17 protein-coding genes are annotated in these 18,765 nt (G+C 42.7%); 8 read left to right on the top strand and 9 right to left on the bottom strand.

Annotated elements, in window-relative coordinates:
* Window positions 1–84: 84 nt before the first annotated feature.
* The 3 genes from copZ to EG2_RS14580 form a co-directional block, all read right to left on the bottom strand.
* Window positions 85–294 carry a copper chaperone CopZ gene (gene copZ, locus EG2_RS14590; RefSeq protein ID WP_060815200.1) on the bottom strand — a complete coding sequence of 70 codons (210 nt, stop codon included), beginning with the start codon at window positions 292–294 and terminating at the stop codon, window positions 85–87.
* Window positions 295–297: 3 nt separating this feature from the next.
* On the bottom strand, window positions 298–744 hold the full coding sequence (locus EG2_RS14585) for a CopY/TcrY family copper transport repressor (RefSeq protein WP_060815199.1): 447 nt from the start codon (window positions 742–744) through the stop codon (window positions 298–300).
* A 114-nt stretch (window positions 745–858) separates the two neighbouring features.
* A complete protein-coding gene (locus EG2_RS14580) occupies window positions 859–1,845 on the bottom strand; it encodes an aldose epimerase family protein (protein ID WP_005471910.1) in 987 nt (328 codons plus the stop codon).
* A gap of 145 nt (window positions 1,846–1,990) precedes the next feature.
* On the opposite strand from EG2_RS14580, the gene EG2_RS14575 reads away from it, so the two are divergent.
* Window positions 1,991–2,353 (top strand): iron-sulfur cluster biosynthesis family protein, encoded by a 363-nt coding sequence (locus tag EG2_RS14575; RefSeq protein WP_082709575.1) that lies wholly within the window; start codon window positions 1,991–1,993, stop codon window positions 2,351–2,353.
* A 92-nt stretch (window positions 2,354–2,445) separates the two neighbouring features.
* Here EG2_RS14575 and EG2_RS14570 read toward each other — a convergent pair whose 3' ends face one another.
* From EG2_RS14570 to map, 3 genes are read right to left on the bottom strand one after another with little or no spacing between them, the layout of a single operon-like run.
* Window positions 2,446–3,660: a glycosyltransferase family 4 protein gene (locus tag EG2_RS14570; protein ID WP_060815197.1), complete on the bottom strand. Its 1,215-nt coding sequence runs from the start codon at window positions 3,658–3,660 to the stop codon at window positions 2,446–2,448.
* 19 nt (window positions 3,661–3,679) lie between these two features.
* Complete coding sequence (locus EG2_RS14565) at window positions 3,680–4,603, bottom strand: YihY/virulence factor BrkB family protein (protein ID WP_003127661.1); 924 nt, start codon at window positions 4,601–4,603, stop codon at window positions 3,680–3,682.
* Window positions 4,604–4,635: 32 nt separating this feature from the next.
* Entirely contained in the window at window positions 4,636–5,400 is a 765-nt protein-coding gene (gene map / locus EG2_RS14560; RefSeq protein WP_003127660.1) for a type I methionyl aminopeptidase, read from the bottom strand.
* A gap of 171 nt (window positions 5,401–5,571) precedes the next feature.
* Here map and EG2_RS14555 point away from each other — a divergent pair, with 171 nt between their 5' ends.
* Window positions 5,572–6,012 (top strand): flavodoxin, encoded by a 441-nt coding sequence (locus EG2_RS14555; RefSeq protein ID WP_060815196.1) that lies wholly within the window; start codon window positions 5,572–5,574, stop codon window positions 6,010–6,012.
* 68 nt (window positions 6,013–6,080) lie between these two features.
* On the opposite strand, the gene EG2_RS14550 is transcribed toward EG2_RS14555, so the two are convergent.
* Window positions 6,081–6,668, bottom strand: a complete 588-nt coding sequence (locus tag EG2_RS14550) for a TetR/AcrR family transcriptional regulator (RefSeq protein WP_003127658.1) — start codon at window positions 6,666–6,668, stop codon at window positions 6,081–6,083.
* A gap of 231 nt (window positions 6,669–6,899) precedes the next feature.
* On the opposite strand from EG2_RS14550, the gene EG2_RS14545 reads away from it, so the two are divergent.
* The 6 genes from EG2_RS14545 (at window position 6,900) to EG2_RS14520 (ending at window position 12,447) form a co-directional block, all read left to right on the top strand.
* Window positions 6,900–8,135: an aminopeptidase gene (locus tag EG2_RS14545; RefSeq protein WP_060815195.1), complete on the top strand. Its 1,236-nt coding sequence runs from the start codon at window positions 6,900–6,902 to the stop codon at window positions 8,133–8,135.
* Between the two features lie 197 nt (window positions 8,136–8,332).
* Window positions 8,333–8,980 (top strand): metal-dependent transcriptional regulator, encoded by a 648-nt coding sequence (locus EG2_RS14540; RefSeq protein ID WP_005471905.1) that lies wholly within the window; start codon window positions 8,333–8,335, stop codon window positions 8,978–8,980.
* A gap of 12 nt (window positions 8,981–8,992) precedes the next feature.
* Entirely contained in the window at window positions 8,993–10,516 is a 1,524-nt protein-coding gene (gene zwf / locus EG2_RS14535) for a glucose-6-phosphate dehydrogenase (RefSeq protein ID WP_060815194.1), read from the top strand.
* Between the two features lie 98 nt (window positions 10,517–10,614).
* Window positions 10,615–11,421 (top strand): bifunctional hydroxymethylpyrimidine kinase/phosphomethylpyrimidine kinase, encoded by an 807-nt coding sequence (thiD, locus tag EG2_RS14530; protein ID WP_060815193.1) that lies wholly within the window; start codon window positions 10,615–10,617, stop codon window positions 11,419–11,421.
* Entirely contained in the window at window positions 11,403–11,882 is a 480-nt protein-coding gene (locus EG2_RS14525) for an ECF transporter S component (protein ID WP_029487174.1), read from the top strand. The genes thiD and EG2_RS14525 overlap by 19 nt, the downstream gene beginning before the upstream one ends.
* Window positions 11,883–11,889: 7 nt before the next feature.
* Window positions 11,890–12,447, top strand: a complete 558-nt coding sequence (locus tag EG2_RS14520; RefSeq protein WP_060815192.1) for a TIGR01440 family protein — start codon at window positions 11,890–11,892, stop codon at window positions 12,445–12,447.
* Between the two features lie 143 nt (window positions 12,448–12,590).
* Here the strand turns inward: EG2_RS14520 and EG2_RS14515 are convergent, their stop codons facing one another.
* A complete protein-coding gene (locus EG2_RS14515) occupies window positions 12,591–14,024 on the bottom strand; it encodes a glutamate synthase subunit beta (RefSeq protein ID WP_060815191.1) in 1,434 nt (477 codons plus the stop codon).
* 1 nt (window position 14,025) lies between these two features.
* Complete coding sequence (gene gltB / locus EG2_RS14510) at window positions 14,026–18,513, bottom strand: glutamate synthase large subunit (RefSeq protein ID WP_060815190.1); 4,488 nt, start codon at window positions 18,511–18,513, stop codon at window positions 14,026–14,028.
* Window positions 18,514–18,765: the final 252 nt, after the last annotated feature.

The following is an 18,765-nucleotide window of genomic DNA, read 5'->3' as shown; positions in this document are numbered from 1 at the left end:
GACAGAAGTTGCCTATCGTCTTTCCGCAAACAATTAAATGAACTTTTTTTCATTCCATATCTTTCAAGAACAGCAGCGAAAGACTTAGTCAACCGTGGCTGTGTATCCCGCCTCTGTTACTTTAGCGATGATGTCATCATCTGTAACAAGTTGTTCGTCATATTTGACTTTGGCATTGGCTTTCTTTAAATTTACCTTTGCTTTTTTGACACCTGGCACTTCAGACATTGCTTTTTCTACCCGAGCAACACAGTGGTCGCAGCTCATTCCTTCAATGTGATAGATTTTTTTCATGATTTATTCTCCTTCATTCATTGTACATTGACATTGTCCTGGTATACAGTTGCAAGCAATAGCGGCTACCGGTTCTTTTTGCGCCAGTGCCTCTTCCAACATTGCTAGATCTTCATTCGTTAGTTCCGATTCACGAATCATTTCTGCCAATGTTTGTCCGATTTTTTTTGCACAGATATGAGAGAATAAACTCTCTGTGGCACTTTGAATCGTAGCATCCTCGGAAACCAAAGGATAATAAACAAATTTTTTCCCTTGGGTTTCTGTCCGCAATACGCCTTTTTTCACTAGACGGCCTAATAATGTTTTAACGGTTGCTGTTTTCCAGTCTTTGGATTCGCTAAGAAGTGCAGTGACTTCTTGGGCATCGGATTTTCCTAATGTCCAAATCACTCGCATGATCTCCCATTCGGAATCACTGATTTTTATAGGAGCACTTGATGATTGCATATTTTTTCCTCCTTGCTTGTTCACAATTTAAGTTTACATCTGTAATCGAAAATTGTCAAAAAAAACCTCTGCAGTGTTTGAGATCAACTGACAGAGGACATATATTATCTATGATTAATAAAAAACACGATAACGAGTCACAGAATGGAAAGGTTTTTCTGGACGTAAGAGGATCTCCCCAAACTGCGGATATTTTTCTGTTCCAGGAACGCCTTGGGTCTCAATAGCCATTCCGCCATGGTTTGCAAAAGGTCCGGTTTTCATTGGTGCTCCTTCTTCGCCATCTCGTGTGGTATAGATGACTACTGCCGGGCGATCCGTTGTAACTGTGATGGAAACTTTTTCATCAGGGCTCGTCACTTTCAAGTCCCAGTCCTGAGTATGATCCAATAAGAATGGGTCATCAAGTAATGTTGTACCCATTTTTCGTGCTACACGAAAGTCAAACTTCGTATCAGCAACAGGTTGTTTTTTTCCTGTTGTTGTGACATCAGGATTCGTTTCAGCCACATATTCCGCATTGATTTGAACCATGTGATCATCGATTGGGTTTCTAGTGTCACCGGTCAAATTGAAATAGCCATGATTCGTGGGATTATATAGTGTAGGCTGATCGGTTGTGGCATCGTAAGTAATCGTAAATGAATCATCATTTTCCAATGTATAAGTCACTGTGTATGAAACATTGCCTGGAAATCCACTATCGCCGTCTTTGCGTTCTGTCCGATAAATTACGCCAGCTGCGGTTTCTGTTTCAAATGTTTCAGCTTTCCAAGTATCGGTATCCAATCCCTTAAATCCACCATGCAATGTATTACCATTATCATTATCTTCTGTTTGATACTCTTTCCCGTCGATAGTAAATCGGGTTCCTGCAATTCTGCCGGCAACTGGCCCAATCGTTGCGCCATAATAACGCGCTTTCTGGTGTCCTGCGATCGTATCATACCCAACAACTAAGTCTCGCCCGCCATCAATCGGCACGATCCAATCCAGTAAGCGCGCTCCTTCCGGGCTTGTTACAAGTTTGACACCGCTATCATTTTCGACTTCATAAACTGTTCCCATTTTTTCTGTTTCTCGTTGCTGTACACTTGGCATTGACCATCCTTCTTTCTTCACTGAAATAACTTCTCATTCAGTATAGACGTTTTAGCCTCAAGACGTCAATAAGCTGAAAGCAGATTACTTTTGTTCTGAGAGAAATGCTCTTAGAATGAAAATGAAGAGAAAGAAGGAGGAACACATGATGGAACTAAAAATGTCGCAAGCAGTCATCAACAAACTAGAAGGATATCATAGCAATGAGGGTACTTTACTGCTGGATCTGGATGACGGTGTCGGACCTTATTCGAAATTAGGGATCTGTTCTCTCGATACAAGTTTTCGTTTCTTGCTGGTCTCAGACAAAGAGGTTCCCGCACCTTACACCATTACTCTCTCATCTGCGGTTGGACCTATTTATATCAAAGACTATACAGCCAATTATTTCGACCAAGAACCAAAGCTTAATTTAAATGAGCGTTTCCAATCGATTATATTAGAAACAGAATCTGGCGTTGTCGATCGTAACGTTGAAATAATCGATTTACGCAAACAATCCTTTTAGGGATAGATACAAAAAAAGAACGATCCTCACGTGACTTTCAGCTTCAACTGAACATGTCATGTGAAGATCGTTCTTTTACTGATGGACCGAGATTATTTTTTATGTCTAGCCCGTCGTTTTCTGCGCGAGGTTCGCTGAGGGGTTTTTGATTCTGTTGGTTCCTTTACTGGCTCCTGGGTTGTTTCTAATGAATCGCCTGTTCGCTTAGTCAAAACTTCCTGACGAAAGCGCCGATTACCAAGAAATTTCAAAGCGCACATCAATGGTTGGCGATTCTCTCCCACCAAACCAATCAATTCAATAAATAATTCAATCCCAAATGCGGTACTAATGATCAGTAGAATAATTGCCGTATTACTGGCATAGTTCATCAACAGTGCAATAAAAGAAAATACCATTGCTAACGCATAGATTGTCAATACTGCTCCCCGATGAGTAAATCCTAAAGAAAGCAAGCGATGATGAAGATGCATTTTATCAGCAGAAGAAATTTTTTGTTTGTTGAACTTCCGTCGAATCATCGCATAGACAGTATCGGTGATTGGTACGCCCAGAATCAGCATAGGCGTGATCACGGTAATAAACGTCGCATTCTTCAACCCTTGCAATGAAAGAACGGAAATCATAAACCCTAAGAATAAAGCACCCGTATCCCCCAGAAAAATCGTTGCTGGATAAAAGTTATAGGGAAAGAATCCGATGATGGCAGCGACTAACGTAAAAATTGTCATAGATATAAAAACCGCTGTATCAGGAAGAAAAAAATAGCTGATAATGCCCAAGGTAATCAAACTAATAATAGATACCCCACTAGCTAATCCATCCAAACCATCAATCAAATTGACAGCATTCGTAATTGCTAAAATCCACAGTATGGTCATCGGCATTCCGAACAAACCTAAATCAATCGTACCTATATAGGGGATAGAAATTGTACTGATCCTTATACCAGCAATAAAATAGATTTCCAAAGCTGCAATCAGCAAGCCAGAGATCTTTTGCAATGGCGATAGTTCATGAATATCATCAATCAATCCAACAATAATCACAATTAACGCCCCTAATAAAATGCGCCAAGCAAAGTTTATCGGAATCATATCGTTCAATTCCCACAAGATAGCAAACGAAAAGGATAGGAAAATAGCTAAACCACCAGCGGTAGGCATCGCTTTTTCGTTGATGCGTCTTTCTCCGGGCTGATCAACGGCACCAATTCTTAGAGCAATAAATTTAACAACTGGAGTTATCACTAAAGATATGATCATCGTGATGAAAAGACGTACAATAAATTTAAATGCAAATTCCATCGCTCATTCTCACTTTCATTTATTTCTCCTTATTGGAAAATGTATCTTCAAGTTTTGATGAGATACGTTCCACGGGATCTTTTCGTTCTTTGATCTCTTGTCCCGATAAATATTCTTCCACAACTGCGTTGATGATGCCGCCTAAAATAATGATCGTTGCTGCCAGATTAAGCCAAATCATCAACACAATGAAACTCCCGATGATTTGATAGCCGCTGATCCTAGCAGCAAAAAAGCGGGCATATAAGCCAAACACTTGCGACAGCAACATCCAGCCCGCGGTAGCAAATACTGCGCCAGGAAGCGTTGACCGAAGTTTTACTTTGGCATTCGGCACCAACCAGTAGATTAGCATCAAGATAAACAGCAACGCAATGATCGTCAAAGGCCATTTGACAGTTTGGAAGGTAGCAATCAAATCATCTTGAATATGGAAGATTGGTTGTAGAAAGTCCAAAATGATCTTCCCTAAACCAATAACCATCGTCACACCTACGATTGCAATCATAAACAAGAGAATAATGACAAAAGAGACCGCACGAACAACAATAAAGTTCGAACGCTGATCGACACCAAACGCTTTATTCATGGCAATTTGTAATGCATTGATACTTTGGCTGGCTGACCAAAGAGCTGCAAGTGCCGAAATAGACAACAAGCCGCCGGAACCAGAAGTCAGCAGATTCTCAATGGCCGGTCCGATAAATTCATACACTTGACCAGGAATCAATTCTTGGACATAGGGCAGCACGTTACTAGGAGCGATTGAAAGAAAAGGCAGCAAGTTTCCGATCGCGATCAGCAATGGAAACAAGGATAGTAATAAATAATAGGCCACGACAACTGAGGTCGTTCCCATTTCAGATTCCGTGATCCGCGTTTGTGTCGTTTCTATAAATCGCATAAGCTTTTGATTGCTTTTCGCCTTATCGATCCATTTCATTTGGGGTTCCTCCGACATCCGTCCATTCTTTTCTAGTAGGTTCCTTCTTCTCCTTGAGAAGTCAAGATCCGTGGACCATCTTTTGTGATAGCTAAGCTATGCTCATATTGACAACTCAATCCACCATCAAGTGTGTACGCTGTCCAACCATTTGGATCCATCTTCATTTTCCAAGTTCCTGTGTTGATCATCGGCTCGATCGTGATGACCATCCCTTCTTTCAAGCGTAGGCCTTTCCCTGCTTCGCCATAATGAGGAATCATTGGTGCTTCGTGGATCGTTGGACCAATGCCATGACCGACAAAATCACGGACAACACCATAGCCTTCACCTTCCGCATATGTTTGGATCGCATGACCAATATCACCGATTCGATTCCCAACTTGTGCTTGTTCGATTCCCAAATACATCGCTTTTTTCGTTACTTCCATTAAACGATCGATTTCTGGAGTCGATTCACCTACGACATAACTCCAGCAAGAATCGGAGATTCCGCCTTTTAGATCAATACACATATCTACTTTGATAAGGTCACCATTTTTTAATACTTTTTTTCGGGGAAACCCATGACAAATCTCATTGTTGATGCTGCAGCAAGTCGCATATTTATAATCTTCAAAGCCGATCTGTGCAGCGATTCCGCCATGGCTTTCAATATAATTTCTCACAAATACTTCGATATCCCAGCTAGTGATCCCTGGTTTAATAAACGTACGAAGTTGTTTATGAACATCCGCAAGTAATGCGCCGGACTCAGCCATTTGATCAATCTCTCTGGCAGATTTTAATGTTATCATTTTCTCGTCTCCCTTATTTAAATTCCTCTTATTTTACCATAGAAAGCAAGAATTTTACAAAGTCTGCTGATTCACCTAAGACTTTTTTCAAGAATTGTTATTCTTGACTGGGTTTGCTATAATCAGAGAGGGTTTTTACTGTTGACCGTTAAAGGATCGGAGGACTTATTTATGACTTTAGCTAAAATCGTTTACGCAAGCATGACAGGCAACACCGAAGAAATAGCTGATATCGTTGCAGAAGCACTTGAAAATCTGGCTATTGAGGTAGAAATCAATGAATGTACGCAAGTAGATGCCGATGAATTCGAAGAGGCAGATATTTGCATTGTAGCCACTTATACCTATGGTGATGGTGAACTGCCAGACGAGATCGTTGATTTCTATGAAGACTTGCAAGAATTAGACCTGAGTGGAAAAACATTTGGTGTTTGCGGTTCAGGTGACACGTTCTACGATGATTTTTGCAAATCTGTCGATGATTTTGAAGCAGCTTTTGCCAAGACCGGTGCTGTCAAAGGAGCAGAAAGCGTCAAAGTTGATCTGGCTGCCGAAGAAGAAGACATTCAAAACTTAGAAGACTTTGCGAAAAAAATCGTTGCATCTTTTTGATGCACATACATAAAAAAGCATGTATCCCACGCTGGGTACATGCTTTTTTCTCTTTACGTATGATTTAATTATTGATCGAATGACTTGTATGAAATATCAATCGGTGTTTCTCGATGAATGATATTTTCTGCGGTCTCGGTCATCAATTTTGCAATTTGGTCTTCTGTCGGATGAAGAATTCCCGAAGACATCAATGCGGCTAATCCAGTGGCAACGATCCATACACCCGTATGCAATGATTTCAGTTCGACTTCTGTTAAATCCTGATATTTCGGATCTTTTTTCACAGATTTGACGAATAAATCAAAAGAAAACTTTTGCATGGAATCGCCACCGCCATACTCTTCAAGGTAAAGCGCGCGATACAAGCGTTTTTCTTTATTCGCAAAACCAATGTAATTCAAAGTCAGATCGACGATCACGTCCCCACGTCTCTCAATGGGAAATACTTCCGTTGCCAGATAATCATAAATTTGATTGATTAAGGCACTTTTAAGGTCATCCATGTTTTTGAATTCTAAGTAAATCGGTTGGGTTGAACACTTCATTTTCGCTGCAATATTACGTGCGGTAAAACGTGTGAATCCTTCGGTTGCGACAACTTCATAGGCAGCTTTTAAAATCTGGTCTCTAGTAATTGTTTTCTTTCTTGCCATAATTTTTTAATCTCCTTAATTCTGCTATACATCGCTTTCAGAAAAACCTTTTATTCATTGTATCATGTTTTTTTAAGATTGCAAAACAACTTTTAAGATTGTCCTAGTCCCTATTTGCTTTCAATTCAGCATGAAAAAATCTGTTTTTTTGACTTCGATTTCATTTGTTTTCAAAAAAAGATAGTGCTATCATAGAGAAAGTTATAGTTAGAAAAATTAGGAGGAATTTTAATGGTTTTACCAAATTTTAATCAAAATCTTGAGAAATATGCCCAACTAATCACAGAAGTTGGTGTCAATGTTCAAAAAGGCCATACGATCGTCATCCAAATCGCTGTTGATCAAGCACCTTTGGCTCGCCTTTTGACAAAAAAAGCCTATGCATTAGGGGCAGCAGAAGTCATCGTTCAATGGACAGATGATGTCGTTCAAAAAGAATTTCTTGCCCACGCCGACAGTGATCGCTTAGAAACGATTCCTCAGTACAAAATCGATCAGACAGACGATTGGGTAGCAAAAGGTGCGAGCCGTATCAGTGTGGTTTCAGCCAATCCCGATGCATTAGCAGGTGTAGATTCAGACCGCGTAGCGACTTATCAAGCCGCCTCGGGGAAAGCCATGATCAACTTGCGAAAAGCGACCCAAGCCAACAAAGTGAGCTGGACGGTTGTGGCAGCCGCTGGGCAAGATTGGGCACAAAAAGTCTTTCCTGATGCAACACCAGAAGAAGCGCAAGACTTGCTTTGGGATCAAATTTTCAAAACAACGCGCATCTATGAAGAAGACCCTGTGGCAGCTTGGAAGAATCATGATGAAACGTTGCAAGAAAAAGCCAACGAACTCAACGAAGAACAATTCACAGCGTTGCATTATACTGCCCCAGGCACAGACATTATTATCGGCTTGCCAAAGAACCATTTATGGGAAGGTGCCGGCAGCTTCAATGCCCGTGGTGAAAAGTTTATGGCAAACATGCCAACAGAAGAGGTCTTTACCGCTCCTGATAGCCGCCGCATCGATGGCTATATCTCAAGTACGAAACCATTAAGCTATGCGGGAACGATCATCTCCGGGATGAAGTTCACCTTTAAAGATGGGAAAGTGGTTGATTTCTCTGCAGAACAAGGAGAAGAAGTTTTAGCAAAATTATTAGCCATTGATGAAGGCGCAAAACATTTAGGCGAAGTGGCCCTTGTTCCTGATCCTTCACCAATCTCTCAATCCGGGATCATTTTCTTCAACACCCTTTTTGATGAAAATGCTTCAAACCACTTAGCTCTTGGTTCGGCTTATGCATTCAGCTTACAAGGCGGAACAGAAATGAGCGAAGAAGAATTGGCCGCTGCCGGTCTCAACCGCAGCCAAACACACGTTGACTTTATGGTAGGATCTGCCCAAATGTCCATCGATGGAATCAAAGAAGATGGCACAACAGTCCCAGTATTCAGAAATGGTGATTGGGCTTAATACACACTAAAAAGACTGAGAGGATGAATCATTCTCTCAGTTTTCTTCTTCTTAAAAAAACTGACTGTCAAAATAAGCGAATAAAGTAAAGCGGTTTATAAAAAACCTTCTCCTTCCCACGGTTTTTTCCGTAGTAATCTTTGGCTTTTTTTGATAGAATTTAGTTTGATAGTCTTTGATAAGAGAGGATGAATACCATGACACCAAACCGCGAAGATTATTTGAAGCTCATCTTGGAATTGGGCGGTGATCAGAAGAAAATCAACAACAAACAAATCGTTTCTGGTCTGGATGTGTCTGCTGCTTCAGTAAGCGAGATGATTTCTAAGCTTTTAAAAGAAGGCTTAGTGGAACACTCTCCTTATCAAGGCGTCCAATTGACCGAAAGCGGACTAGCTTCGGCAAGTGCTCTCATTCGTAAACATCGTTTATGGGAAGTATTTTTAGTGGAGCATTTGAATTATTCTTGGAATGAAGTCCACGATGATGCGGAGGTACTTGAACATGTCACATCAGGGACATTGGCTGATCATTTAGAAGCCTATCTAGGACATCCTAAGTTTTGTCCTCACGGCGGAATGATCCCCGAACAGGGACAACCCGTCCACGAAGGAGAAAAAACGACGATGAGTGCTTACCCTGTCGGGACAAAGATCCGGATTGCTCGCGTGTTGGATGAACGGGAATTGTTGGACTATCTGGTAGCCATCGACCTGAACATTCATGAAGAGTTTGAGATCATTGATACGGCTGCCTACGAAGGGCCGATCACCATCAAAAATGCGGATAAAGAAATTGCTGTCAGTTATAAAGCAGCTAGTACGATTTTTGTAGATAAATTGTAAGGAGTGAAAACGATGGAAAAAAAGGTGCTTTTTACTATTTTTGGCGGAACCGGTGACCTTGCACAACGCAAACTTTACCCTTCCCTCTTCCGTTTGTATAAAAAAGGCGATCTTAAAGAAGATTTTGCTGTGATCGGTACGGCTCGCCGTCCTTGGTCGGATGAACATTACCGTGAAGTTGTTATGGGAACGATCGAAGATTTGATCGAGTCAAAAGAACAAGCTGAGACTTTCGCTTCACATTTTTATTATCAGTCTCATGATGTGACAGATACCACACACTATGACTCATTAAAAGAGCTGGCAGATTCTCTAGATCAGAAGTATCAGCTTGAAGGAAACCAATTGTTTTATCTGGCAATGTCTCCAAACTTCTTTGGTACCATCGTCTCACATTTAAAATCACAAGGCATGCTTGAAACCGAAGGCTACCATCGTGTGGTGATTGAAAAACCTTTCGGAAGTGACTATGCCTCTGCGAAACAATTGAACGAAGAAATCAATCAAGTTTTCAGTGAGCAAGAGATCTATCGAATCGATCACTATCTAGGAAAAGAAATGATCCAAAATATTTCTGCAATCCGTTTTGCCAATAATATTTTTGAATCGCAATGGAACAACCGCTATATCGACAATGTTCAAATCAATATCGCTGAAGATCTCGGCGTTGAAGAACGCGGCGGCTATTATGATAAGAGTGGTGCCTTAAAGGATATGGTCCAAAACCACATCTTGCAGATTCTCTCTTTACTAGCTATGGAACCACCAGTCGCTTTCTCAGAAAAAGAACTCCGTACAGAAAAAATCAAAGCATTGAATGCGATTCGCATTTATTCAGAAGAAGAAGTCAAAACCAATTTTGTCCGTGGACAGTATGCTCACGGGCAATTAGAGGATCAGCAGTTTGCTGGGTATCGTGAAGAAATGAATGTTGCGGAAGATTCTGCCACCGAAACATTTGTCGCAGGCAAGTTTTTGATCGACAACTTCCGCTGGTCAGGAGTCCCTTTTTATGTACGCACAGGGAAACGTTTAACAGAGAAAGGCACCCGTATCAATATCGTTTTCAAGCAAGTCCCAGTGAATGTTTTCAAGAAAGATGTGACTGATTGCGAAAGCAAGAAGAAATTAGCACCTAATGTCTTGACGATTTATATTCAACCGACGGAAGGCTTTTCACTTTCTCTAAATGGCAAAGAAATCGGTCAAGGATTCGACACCCTTCCTGTGAAACTAGATTACCGCAATAGTACTGAAATCGTAGAAAATACGCCAGAAGCCTATGAAAAATTACTCTTAGATGCTTTGAATGGGGACGGCACCAACTTTACTCATTGGGATGAAGTTGCTCAATCATGGCGCATCGTCGATGTCATCCGACATGCTTGGGATAAAGAAACACCTGATTTTCCGAACTATTCAGCAGGAACCATGGGACCAAAAGCCGCCTATGATCTATTAGCAGCTGATGGCTTTGAGTGGATTTGGAAACCAGATGAATGGTATCGTGAACGGAACTTACTAAATAATCAATAAGCAGCAGCCAATTGGATGGGTAAAAAAACAGCCAATTGGCTGTTTTTATTTTTGCTCCATTCGCTATAATAAAATGAAAGACTAAAGGATGTGAATCAATGAAACAAGTATTGACCATTGCTGGCTTAGACAGCTTAGCAGGTGGTGGTGCCACTGCAGATATCAAGACCTTTGAAGAATTCAATACATTTGGTCACATGGTGCTCACTTGTGTCGCAGCCATCAATGAGAAAATCACCATTTATGATATCCCTCCTGCCACACTGAAGGACCAATTAGCTTCAGTTACAGCTTTCACCCGTTTAGCAGCCATCAAAATCGGCCTATTACATAAACTGGAAACGATCGAATTAGTGAAAAATTTCCTAGTGACCCAAGACTGCCCGATCATCTTAGATCCAGTCTTAGCTTTCAAAGAAGGACAGACAAAAGCGAATCAAGAGTATCAACATGCCCTGCAATCCTTATTTTCCTTAGCCACTATCGTTACTCCCAATTTGGTTGAAGCAGAATATTTCGCAAATCAAGCCATTACTACTCGGGAAGAAATGAAGATAGCTGCCAAAAAAATCAAAGCACTGGGGCCTGTTTTTGTGTTGATCAAAGGTGGCGCTCGTCTGAACGGGCAGCAAGCTTGCGATCTGCTCTATGATGGGGATGACTTTTTCTTTTTTGAGACACCAAAATCACCCAAACATACGACGAATGGCGCCGGTTGTACGTTATCCGCTGCCATCGCTGCGCTCTTGGCTACTGACCGCTCAATGAAAGATGCTGTACAGCAAGCCAAAGACTTTGTTTTTGCCGGCATCGAAAATGGGCTACAGCTGACAGATTCTTTAGGAAATGTCGATCAACTTGCTTATTTTAAGAAAGGGGTTAGCTCATGTCTACCAAGAAACTAACAACGTTAGCTATGCTGACAGCACTGACTACCGCTCTTTCTTTATTATTTGTCCTGCCAGTTCCTCAGACAAAAGGTGTCGTGACCCTTTGCGAAGCCGGCATCTATACCACGGCTCTTTTATTAGGCGGTCCTTCAGGTGCGATCGTCGGCAGCTTGAGCGGCGGGATGATTGACTTTTTGTCCGGTTATCCCGAATGGGCATTGTTTTCGATTTTGATCCATGGCTGCCAAGGCTACCTTACTGGTCGTTTTCGTCACTATCCCCTGCTGGCACTTTGTTTGGGAAGCGTGACGATGATTTTAGGCTATGCCGCAGCAACGACCATCATGTTTGGCTTTGGAGCAGGCATTGCTTCGATTCTCAGCAATAGCCTCCAAAATGTTTTTGGTATATTGGTAGCATTTCCGCTTGTCAATTATTTAAAACGAACGCAAAAATTTTCTTTGAATGAGAGGTAAGATTCCAATGAATGATTTTCATCAACTTAAAAATGACTTGGTAACCATCACAACTGAAGTGATTGACGCAGCACACTTAACGCAAAATGATTTATTTGTTTTAGGCTGTTCTACTAGCGAAGTCGTTGGCGGGATGATCGGCAAAAACTCCAGCGAAGAAGTAGGCCACATCATTGTTAAGACCATTAAAGAGGTGTTGGACCCGCTTGGCATTCGCTTAGCAGTTCAAGGATGCGAACACTTGAACCGTGCATTGGCTGTAGAGCGTAGCACTGCTCAGTATTATCAATTAGAAGAAGTGGCAGTTATCCCTGCACTTCATGCGGGAGGTGCTTGTTCTGTAGCAGCATTTCGCTTGTTTGATGATCCCGTTGAAGTGGAGCATATCGTTGCGAAAGCTGGCATCGATATTGGTGATACTGCCATCGGCATGCATGTCAAACACGTACAGATCCCTATTCGGCCAAGTATCAAAACGTTAGGTACAGCTCATGTGACTGCATTAGGCTCACGCCCTAAATATATCGGCGGTCCACGGGCACAGTACAAAGTATCTGCTATGTGACGGAAGATTCAATAAAACCGAAGGATACCTGCTAAGCTTCTTGGACGATTCGTCCTTCGCGCAAGATTGCGCATTGCTTCTCAGAGATAGCCTTCGGTTTATTTGTCATATCTGTCGCATTTTTCCTGTTGTTTTTGCTAAATTTATTGATAAATCAAGGCCCTCAGCGATTGATCGACTTTCTCCGCAGCGAGCCGCCCCTCTCGAATTGCCCAAATCACTAAGCTAGGACCTCTTTTTGCATCACCAGCTACCAAAACCCGTTCATTATTGGTTGTATAATCATCATAGATTTCACGGACATTGAAGGTGTCGAGTAAGTGTGTTTCTGGACCTAAGAAGCCCATTGCCAACAAAACTAAATCGGCTTTCATCACTTGCTCTGTACCAGAGATTGGCTGAAAATTCTCATCTACTTTGACTGTTTCGATCCCAATCACCTGTCCCCGTTCCGCTCCTACAAAAGCAGTCGTCGAAATGCTGTGATACGTATGTTCCTGTAGAACCGTAGCAACTTCTTCTTGACCATATCCGATTTTTGCTGTCATCGGATATTCGGGCCATGGATTGCCGGCTAAACGCTGTGGTGGAAGCTGTGGAGTGATTTCCAATTGACGAACAGAAGCAGCCCCTTGGCGCATCGCAGTCCCTAAACAATCATTTCCGGTATCTCCGCCACCGATCACAACCACGTGTTTGCCTGCCAAGGATTCATTTGCAGCTTTCCCATGGTTCAATACCTCTTTGGTTGCTGCTGTCAAATAATCAACAGCAAACTGAATCCCTGTCAAAGACCTTCCCGGGATGTTTAAATCCCGCGGAACACTGGCGCCAGTAGAAATAATAACACGATCATAAGCAGCTTCTAATTCTTCAGCAGAAATGTCGCGGCCGACTTCGATATTCGTTAGGAACGTCACGCCTAGTTCTGCCATCAAATCGATTCTGCGCTGAACCACTGTTTTATCTAGTTTCATATTAGGGATACCATACATCAGCAACCCCCCGCAACGATTACTGCGTTCATAAACCGTCACTTGATGACCTAACTGATTCAATCGCCAAGCAGCGGAGAGACCAGCTGGTCCACTGCCAATGATGGCGATTTTGAAACCAGTTGCTGCTTGCGGTTCTCCCGATGCTCGGACCCAATCATTCTCAAATGCAGTGTCGATAATAAAACGCTCATTGTCATGAATCGTGACCCCACTCCCATTTAGTGCCTCCGTGCAGCCTTTCTCACAAGGAGCTGGACAAACCCGTCCGGTCATTTCAGGTAATGGATTGGTTTTTGCTAACCGTTCAAAAGCCGCTTGAAACCTGCTTTGATAAACAAGATCATTCCATTCAGGAATCAAATTATCGTTGGGGCATCCAGAAACTGTCCGTTGCCCACCATAGAAAGAACCGGTATGACAAAAAGGAATGCCACAATTCATACATCTTGCTGCTTGTTCTTGCCGCTCACTTGCCGGCAATGGTTCTTGCAGTTCTTGCCAATCAGTGATCCGCTCTGCTACCGGGCGATACGGATTTTCTTTCCGAGGATATTTTAAGAAACCAAAAGGATCTGCCATACTAGTCATGCTCCTTTCCTGGGATCGTCAACTGAGGACCGACAACTGACTCAAAAGCTTTAGCGATCAGTTCATCACCTGAGAGACCTTGTTGCGCCAATTGATGAGTTGCTTCCACCATTTGATGATATTCCTTAGGATAAACTTTGATGAACAACTGCTTATGATAGAGCCAATCGCTTAGAATCTCGGCTGCTTTTAAGGAATCTGTATAGGCAAAATGGTTCTCAATCAATTCCTTCAATACCGCATCATCCCCGCTCTCATCTACCTTAAATAATTCCACCATTTCTAAATTGCATTGAGCAGCAAACGTTTGCTCCGGATCGTACACATAGGCAACACCTCCAGACATGCCAGCAGCAAAATTGCGGCCCGTCTTGCCTAGAATAACAGCGACACCTCCAGTCATATACTCGCAGCCATGATCGCCGATTCCTTCTACAACCACTTTTGCTCCGCTATTTCGAACACAGAAACGTTCTCCTGCCAGACCTCTGAAATATCCTTCTCCTCGATTTGCCCCAAAGCAAGCCACATTACCTACAATGGGCGACCGTTCAATATCATAACTAGCATCTGCTGGCGGAACAATGATCAAACGGCCACCACTCAATCCTTTGGCTACGTAATCATTGGCTTCTCCAACCAATCTCAGCTCAAGTCCTTGCGTTGCAAAGGCACCAAAACTTTGACCCGCAATTCCTTGATAATTGAATTGCAGCAATCCTGGAGGAAGTTCATAGTTCCCAAAGCGTTCTGCAATCCATCCCCCTATGCGGGCACCAACAGAACGTTGAATATTGTTGATCGGTTGACTGATAGCAACAGGATGTTGTTTTTCAATGGCCGCTTTGGCAAAACTATCCAATTCTGGCCATTGTCGTTTCTCCAAAAAAGGATCCGTCACTTTACGTGCAATCGGAAGTGTCGTACCCAAGATGCGAGCGAAATCCAATGATTTTGCTTTCCCTTTGGCAATGAAACGAGGTACCAAGACTTCTGTGTGCCCCACCATCTCATCAATGGTACGAAAACCCAATTCTGCCATGATTTCTCTTAGGTCTTCTGCTAAGAAAAACATAGTATGAATAATATGTTCCGGTTTGCCGGCAAAAAACTTTCGTAAAGCTGGATTTTGGGTAGCAATACCCACGGGACAAGTATTCAGACTGCAGACTCTCATCATCACACAGCCGATCGCAACAAGGGCCAATGAAGCAAAACTGTACTCTTCAGCACCTAAAAGTGCCGCAATCGCAATATCCCTTCCCGTCATCAATTTACCATCCGTTTCTAAGGTCATCCGCTGACGAAGATGATTCAGTGCCAATGTTTGATGAGCTTCTGCTAACCCCATTTCCCAAGGCAAGCCCGCATCTCTGATGGAATTGCGGGGAGAAGCACCGGTACCGCCATCATAGCCTGATATGACAACAACATCAGCACCTGCCTTGACAACACCGGTTGCAATCGTTCCGACACCTGTGCTGGCCACCAGCTTCACATTGATTCGCGCATAAGGGTTGATGGTCTTTAAATCATGGATCAATTGTGCCAAATCTTCAATCGAATAAATATCGTGATGAGGAGGTGGTGAAATCAAGCGAACCCCAGGGGTTGATCCGCGAATCTCAGCGACCCAAGGAAAAACTTTATTTCCAGGCAGTTGACCGCCTTCACCTGGCTTCGCTCCTTGAGCCATCTTGATCTGCAACTCATCGGCACTCATCAAATACTCCGCATTAACCCCAAAACGTCCAGAAGCAACTTGCTTGATCCGACTATTGTAATTTTTACCGTTGACCGCTTTGAAGCGCTCGCGATGTTCCCCGCCTTCTCCACTATTTGATTTAGCTCCGATGGCATTCATCGCCTCAGCAATACACTTATGAGCTTCCTCACTTAGCGATCCATAAGACATTGCTCCTACTTTGAATCGTTTGACGATTTGGACAGCAGGCTCTACTTCCTCCAACGGAATTGGCTGACGCGAAGGTGTGAACTCCCATAGTGAACGAAGTGTCGTTGGTGTGCTTAAAGCCTCTTGATTCATGACAGCTGCATACTCCTTGTACAACTGATAATCTCCTGTGCGCACCGCTTTTTGAAAGTGATAGATGGTTTTTGGATTAAAAAGGTGATGCTCACCTTCTGCTTTGAACTGAAAGCTACCGCCTGAATCTAGATAATCCTGTTGTTTTTCACCATAGGCAGCTTCGTATCGCTCAAAATACTCTTGTTCGATTTGTTTCAACGACAGTCCGCCAATCCGAGAGACAGTTCCCGTAAAATAAACCTCAGTGACTTGTGGTGAGATACCGACAGCTTCAAAGAGCTGAGCACCATGATAACCGGCAATAGTTGAAATTCCCATACGAGACATGATCTTTATGAGTCCCTTCTCACAGGCCTGTCGATAATTTTCGACATGATCACTCATGTCATAATAATGCAGCGTTTCGTAAGCCCCGTAAGGATGAATCCCACTGGCACCGTAGCCAACTAACATAGCATAGTGATGAACTTCGCAGACTTCAGCCGTGTCAACAATGAGTGAGGCAAGCGCTCGCTTTCCTTTTCGTACCAAGTAATTATGCAAACCCGAAACAGCCAACAAGACAGGAATTGCCATCTTACCTAGTTGTGGTGCAATGGGTTCGCGATCACTTAACACGAGAATCGTGGCCCCTTGATCAATTTTGGCTTCACTTTCTTTAAAAAGAGTGTCCAATGCTTGGTGCAGTGTTTGCTGCTCATTGCCAGTCACAGAATAAAGAGTAGAGAGGACCGCCGCCGATTGTTGTTTCTGATTTAGATGTTTGATTTTCAGATACTCGCTTGTGGCTAAAATCGGACTAGCGATTTTTAATTTATGGCAATTTTGGCTGAGATCTTTTGTAACATCACCATCTCGTCCCAGAAATAATTCTGTACCGATTACTAGCTTTTCGCGAATCGCGTCAATTGGTGGATTCGTTACCTGTGCGAATTGTTGCTTAAAGTACGTAAAAAGCGACTGGGGACGTTCACTTAAGATTGCTAATGGTGAATCAAATCCCATGGAAATAACCGGTTCCTCTCCTGTTTGAGCCATAGGGATCAGCAGTGTCCGGATGACTTCGTCGGTGTACCCGTGAAGTTTCCATAACCGCTGTAGTGTCTCTGCCGATAATCCATCAGAAAATGGGGGTTCTGGCAAGTCATCCATCGTTAACAAATTTTCTGTCAACCATTCGCGATAAGGATGAGCTTGCGCATATTTTTCTTTGATCTCTTTATTTCTCAAAATCAAGCCATTTTTGGTATCGACCAAAAACATATTGGCTGGACCTAAAACCCCTTTTTCAACTACCTCCGCTGCGGGTAGATCAACCACTCCTGATTCGGATGCTACGACAACTAAGCCATCCCTCGTAATTGAATAGCGGGAAGGCCGCAACCCATTGCGATCCAAAGCAGCACCCACCAGCTCACCATCCGTAAAACAAAGCGCTGCCGGTCCATCCCATGGTGCCATAAAACTAGCATTGTACTCATGAAAAGCAACTAGTTCTTCTGGTAAACCGGCTTCTTTCGACCAGGCTTCAGGTACCATCATCAGAAGCGCCTGAGGTAAATCTCTCCCTTGGCGATACAAGAATTCCATGCAATTCTCAAGTTTTGCGGAATCCGAATTTTCCTCATCATAGACTTCGATTTGATGACTATGCATCCAATTTTCGGCTCCTCTTAGCGTATTGATTTCTCCATTATGGGCTAAAAAACGAAAAGGCTGCGCGCGATTCCAGCTAGGAAAAGTATTGGTCGAAAAACGAGAATGAGTCAATGCGATACTGGAAGTCATACGCGGATCTTGTAAGTCCGTATAAAACAGTCCGACCTGATAAGCATGTAACATGCCTTTATAGACGATCGTTTGGCTAGAAAGACTGCAGATGGCTAGTTCCTTGGCTGCATAGGTTTTTTCTAATTGACGCCGCAAGTGATACAAACGGTCCTCAAAATCTCTGCCCACTGTCACATCGAGAGGTTTTTCAATAAAGAATTGACAAAAACTAGGCATCACTTTTTGTGCTCCTGGACCACATTGCGAATAGTCATAGGGAACTTCCCGCTGCCACAACACCCGAAATCCCATTTGCTGAATATCCTGAGCAACGGCCTTTCTTAATTTGATTGCAGATTCTCGTTCTTGTGGCAAAAAAAACATGCCCACTGCATAGTGACCTTTCGGCGGCAAAACAATCTCTGCTGCTAAAGAAATTGCTTGAAAAAAGGGATCAGGTAATGCCATCAACACACCAGCACCATCCCCTGTATCTGGTTCGGCTCCTGTTCCGCCACGATGATTCATTCGTTCTAACATCGTCAACGCATTTTCAATCAGTTTTCTCGAGTATAATCCATCTTTTTGTACGATAAAGCCCATGCCACAAGCATCACTTTCAAAACGAGGATCATACATTAATGTCTCTTTTTCCCTCATCCCCTCATCCTTTCTTTAAATATTCTGAATATTCCAATTTTTAACAGTTTACCTTTTCTATGTAAATCTTGCAATCTTTTTCTGCAAGTTGGTCTAGCTTCCTCTCAAAAACGCTGAACTGGTAAAACCTTGGGACAAAGCAAGCAGGATTGCCTAGAGCGCAGCATTTTTGTCACTCCTATGCTTCTTATCATCAGTTGCTGTCATCTAGTTGCTATTGCTAGGAGAAAACGATGAAAAAGACACAAAAAA

Origin of the sequence: Enterococcus gallinarum NBRC 100675, assembly GCF_001544275.1 — a bacterium.
In the GTDB taxonomy this organism is placed as follows: domain Bacteria; phylum Bacillota; class Bacilli; order Lactobacillales; family Enterococcaceae; genus Enterococcus_D; species Enterococcus_D gallinarum.
Note: the sequence above shows the minus strand (reverse complement) of the source record. Positions and strands in the feature narration are given on the sequence as shown.

Excerpts from the sequence above, each read along its gene's own strand:
- copZ (WP_060815200.1), bottom strand. The coding sequence starts at position 294 with ATGAAAAAAATCTATCACATTGAAGGAATGAGCTGCGACCACTGTGTT.
- EG2_RS14585 (WP_060815199.1), bottom strand. The coding sequence starts at position 744 with ATGCAATCATCAAGTGCTCCTATAAAAATCAGTGATTCCGAATGGGAG.
- EG2_RS14580 (WP_005471910.1), bottom strand. The coding sequence starts at position 1,845 with ATGCCAAGTGTACAGCAACGAGAAACAGAAAAAATGGGAACAGTTTAT.
- EG2_RS14575 (WP_082709575.1), top strand. The coding sequence starts at position 1,991 with ATGATGGAACTAAAAATGTCGCAAGCAGTCATCAACAAACTAGAAGGA.
- EG2_RS14570 (WP_060815197.1), bottom strand. The coding sequence starts at position 3,660 with ATGGAATTTGCATTTAAATTTATTGTACGTCTTTTCATCACGATGATC.
- EG2_RS14565 (WP_003127661.1), bottom strand. The coding sequence starts at position 4,603 with ATGAAATGGATCGATAAGGCGAAAAGCAATCAAAAGCTTATGCGATTT.
- map (WP_003127660.1), bottom strand. The coding sequence starts at position 5,400 with ATGATAACATTAAAATCTGCCAGAGAGATTGATCAAATGGCTGAGTCC.
- EG2_RS14555 (WP_060815196.1), top strand. The coding sequence starts at position 5,572 with ATGACTTTAGCTAAAATCGTTTACGCAAGCATGACAGGCAACACCGAA.
- EG2_RS14550 (WP_003127658.1), bottom strand. The coding sequence starts at position 6,668 with ATGGCAAGAAAGAAAACAATTACTAGAGACCAGATTTTAAAAGCTGCC.
- EG2_RS14545 (WP_060815195.1), top strand. The coding sequence starts at position 6,900 with ATGGTTTTACCAAATTTTAATCAAAATCTTGAGAAATATGCCCAACTA.
- EG2_RS14540 (WP_005471905.1), top strand. The coding sequence starts at position 8,333 with ATGACACCAAACCGCGAAGATTATTTGAAGCTCATCTTGGAATTGGGC.
- zwf (WP_060815194.1), top strand. The coding sequence starts at position 8,993 with ATGGAAAAAAAGGTGCTTTTTACTATTTTTGGCGGAACCGGTGACCTT.
- thiD (WP_060815193.1), top strand. The coding sequence starts at position 10,615 with ATGAAACAAGTATTGACCATTGCTGGCTTAGACAGCTTAGCAGGTGGT.
- EG2_RS14525 (WP_029487174.1), top strand. The coding sequence starts at position 11,403 with ATGTCTACCAAGAAACTAACAACGTTAGCTATGCTGACAGCACTGACT.
- EG2_RS14520 (WP_060815192.1), top strand. The coding sequence starts at position 11,890 with ATGAATGATTTTCATCAACTTAAAAATGACTTGGTAACCATCACAACT.
- EG2_RS14515 (WP_060815191.1), bottom strand. The coding sequence starts at position 14,024 with ATGGCAGATCCTTTTGGTTTCTTAAAATATCCTCGGAAAGAAAATCCG.
- gltB (WP_060815190.1), bottom strand. The coding sequence starts at position 18,513 with ATGAGGGAAAAAGAGACATTAATGTATGATCCTCGTTTTGAAAGTGAT.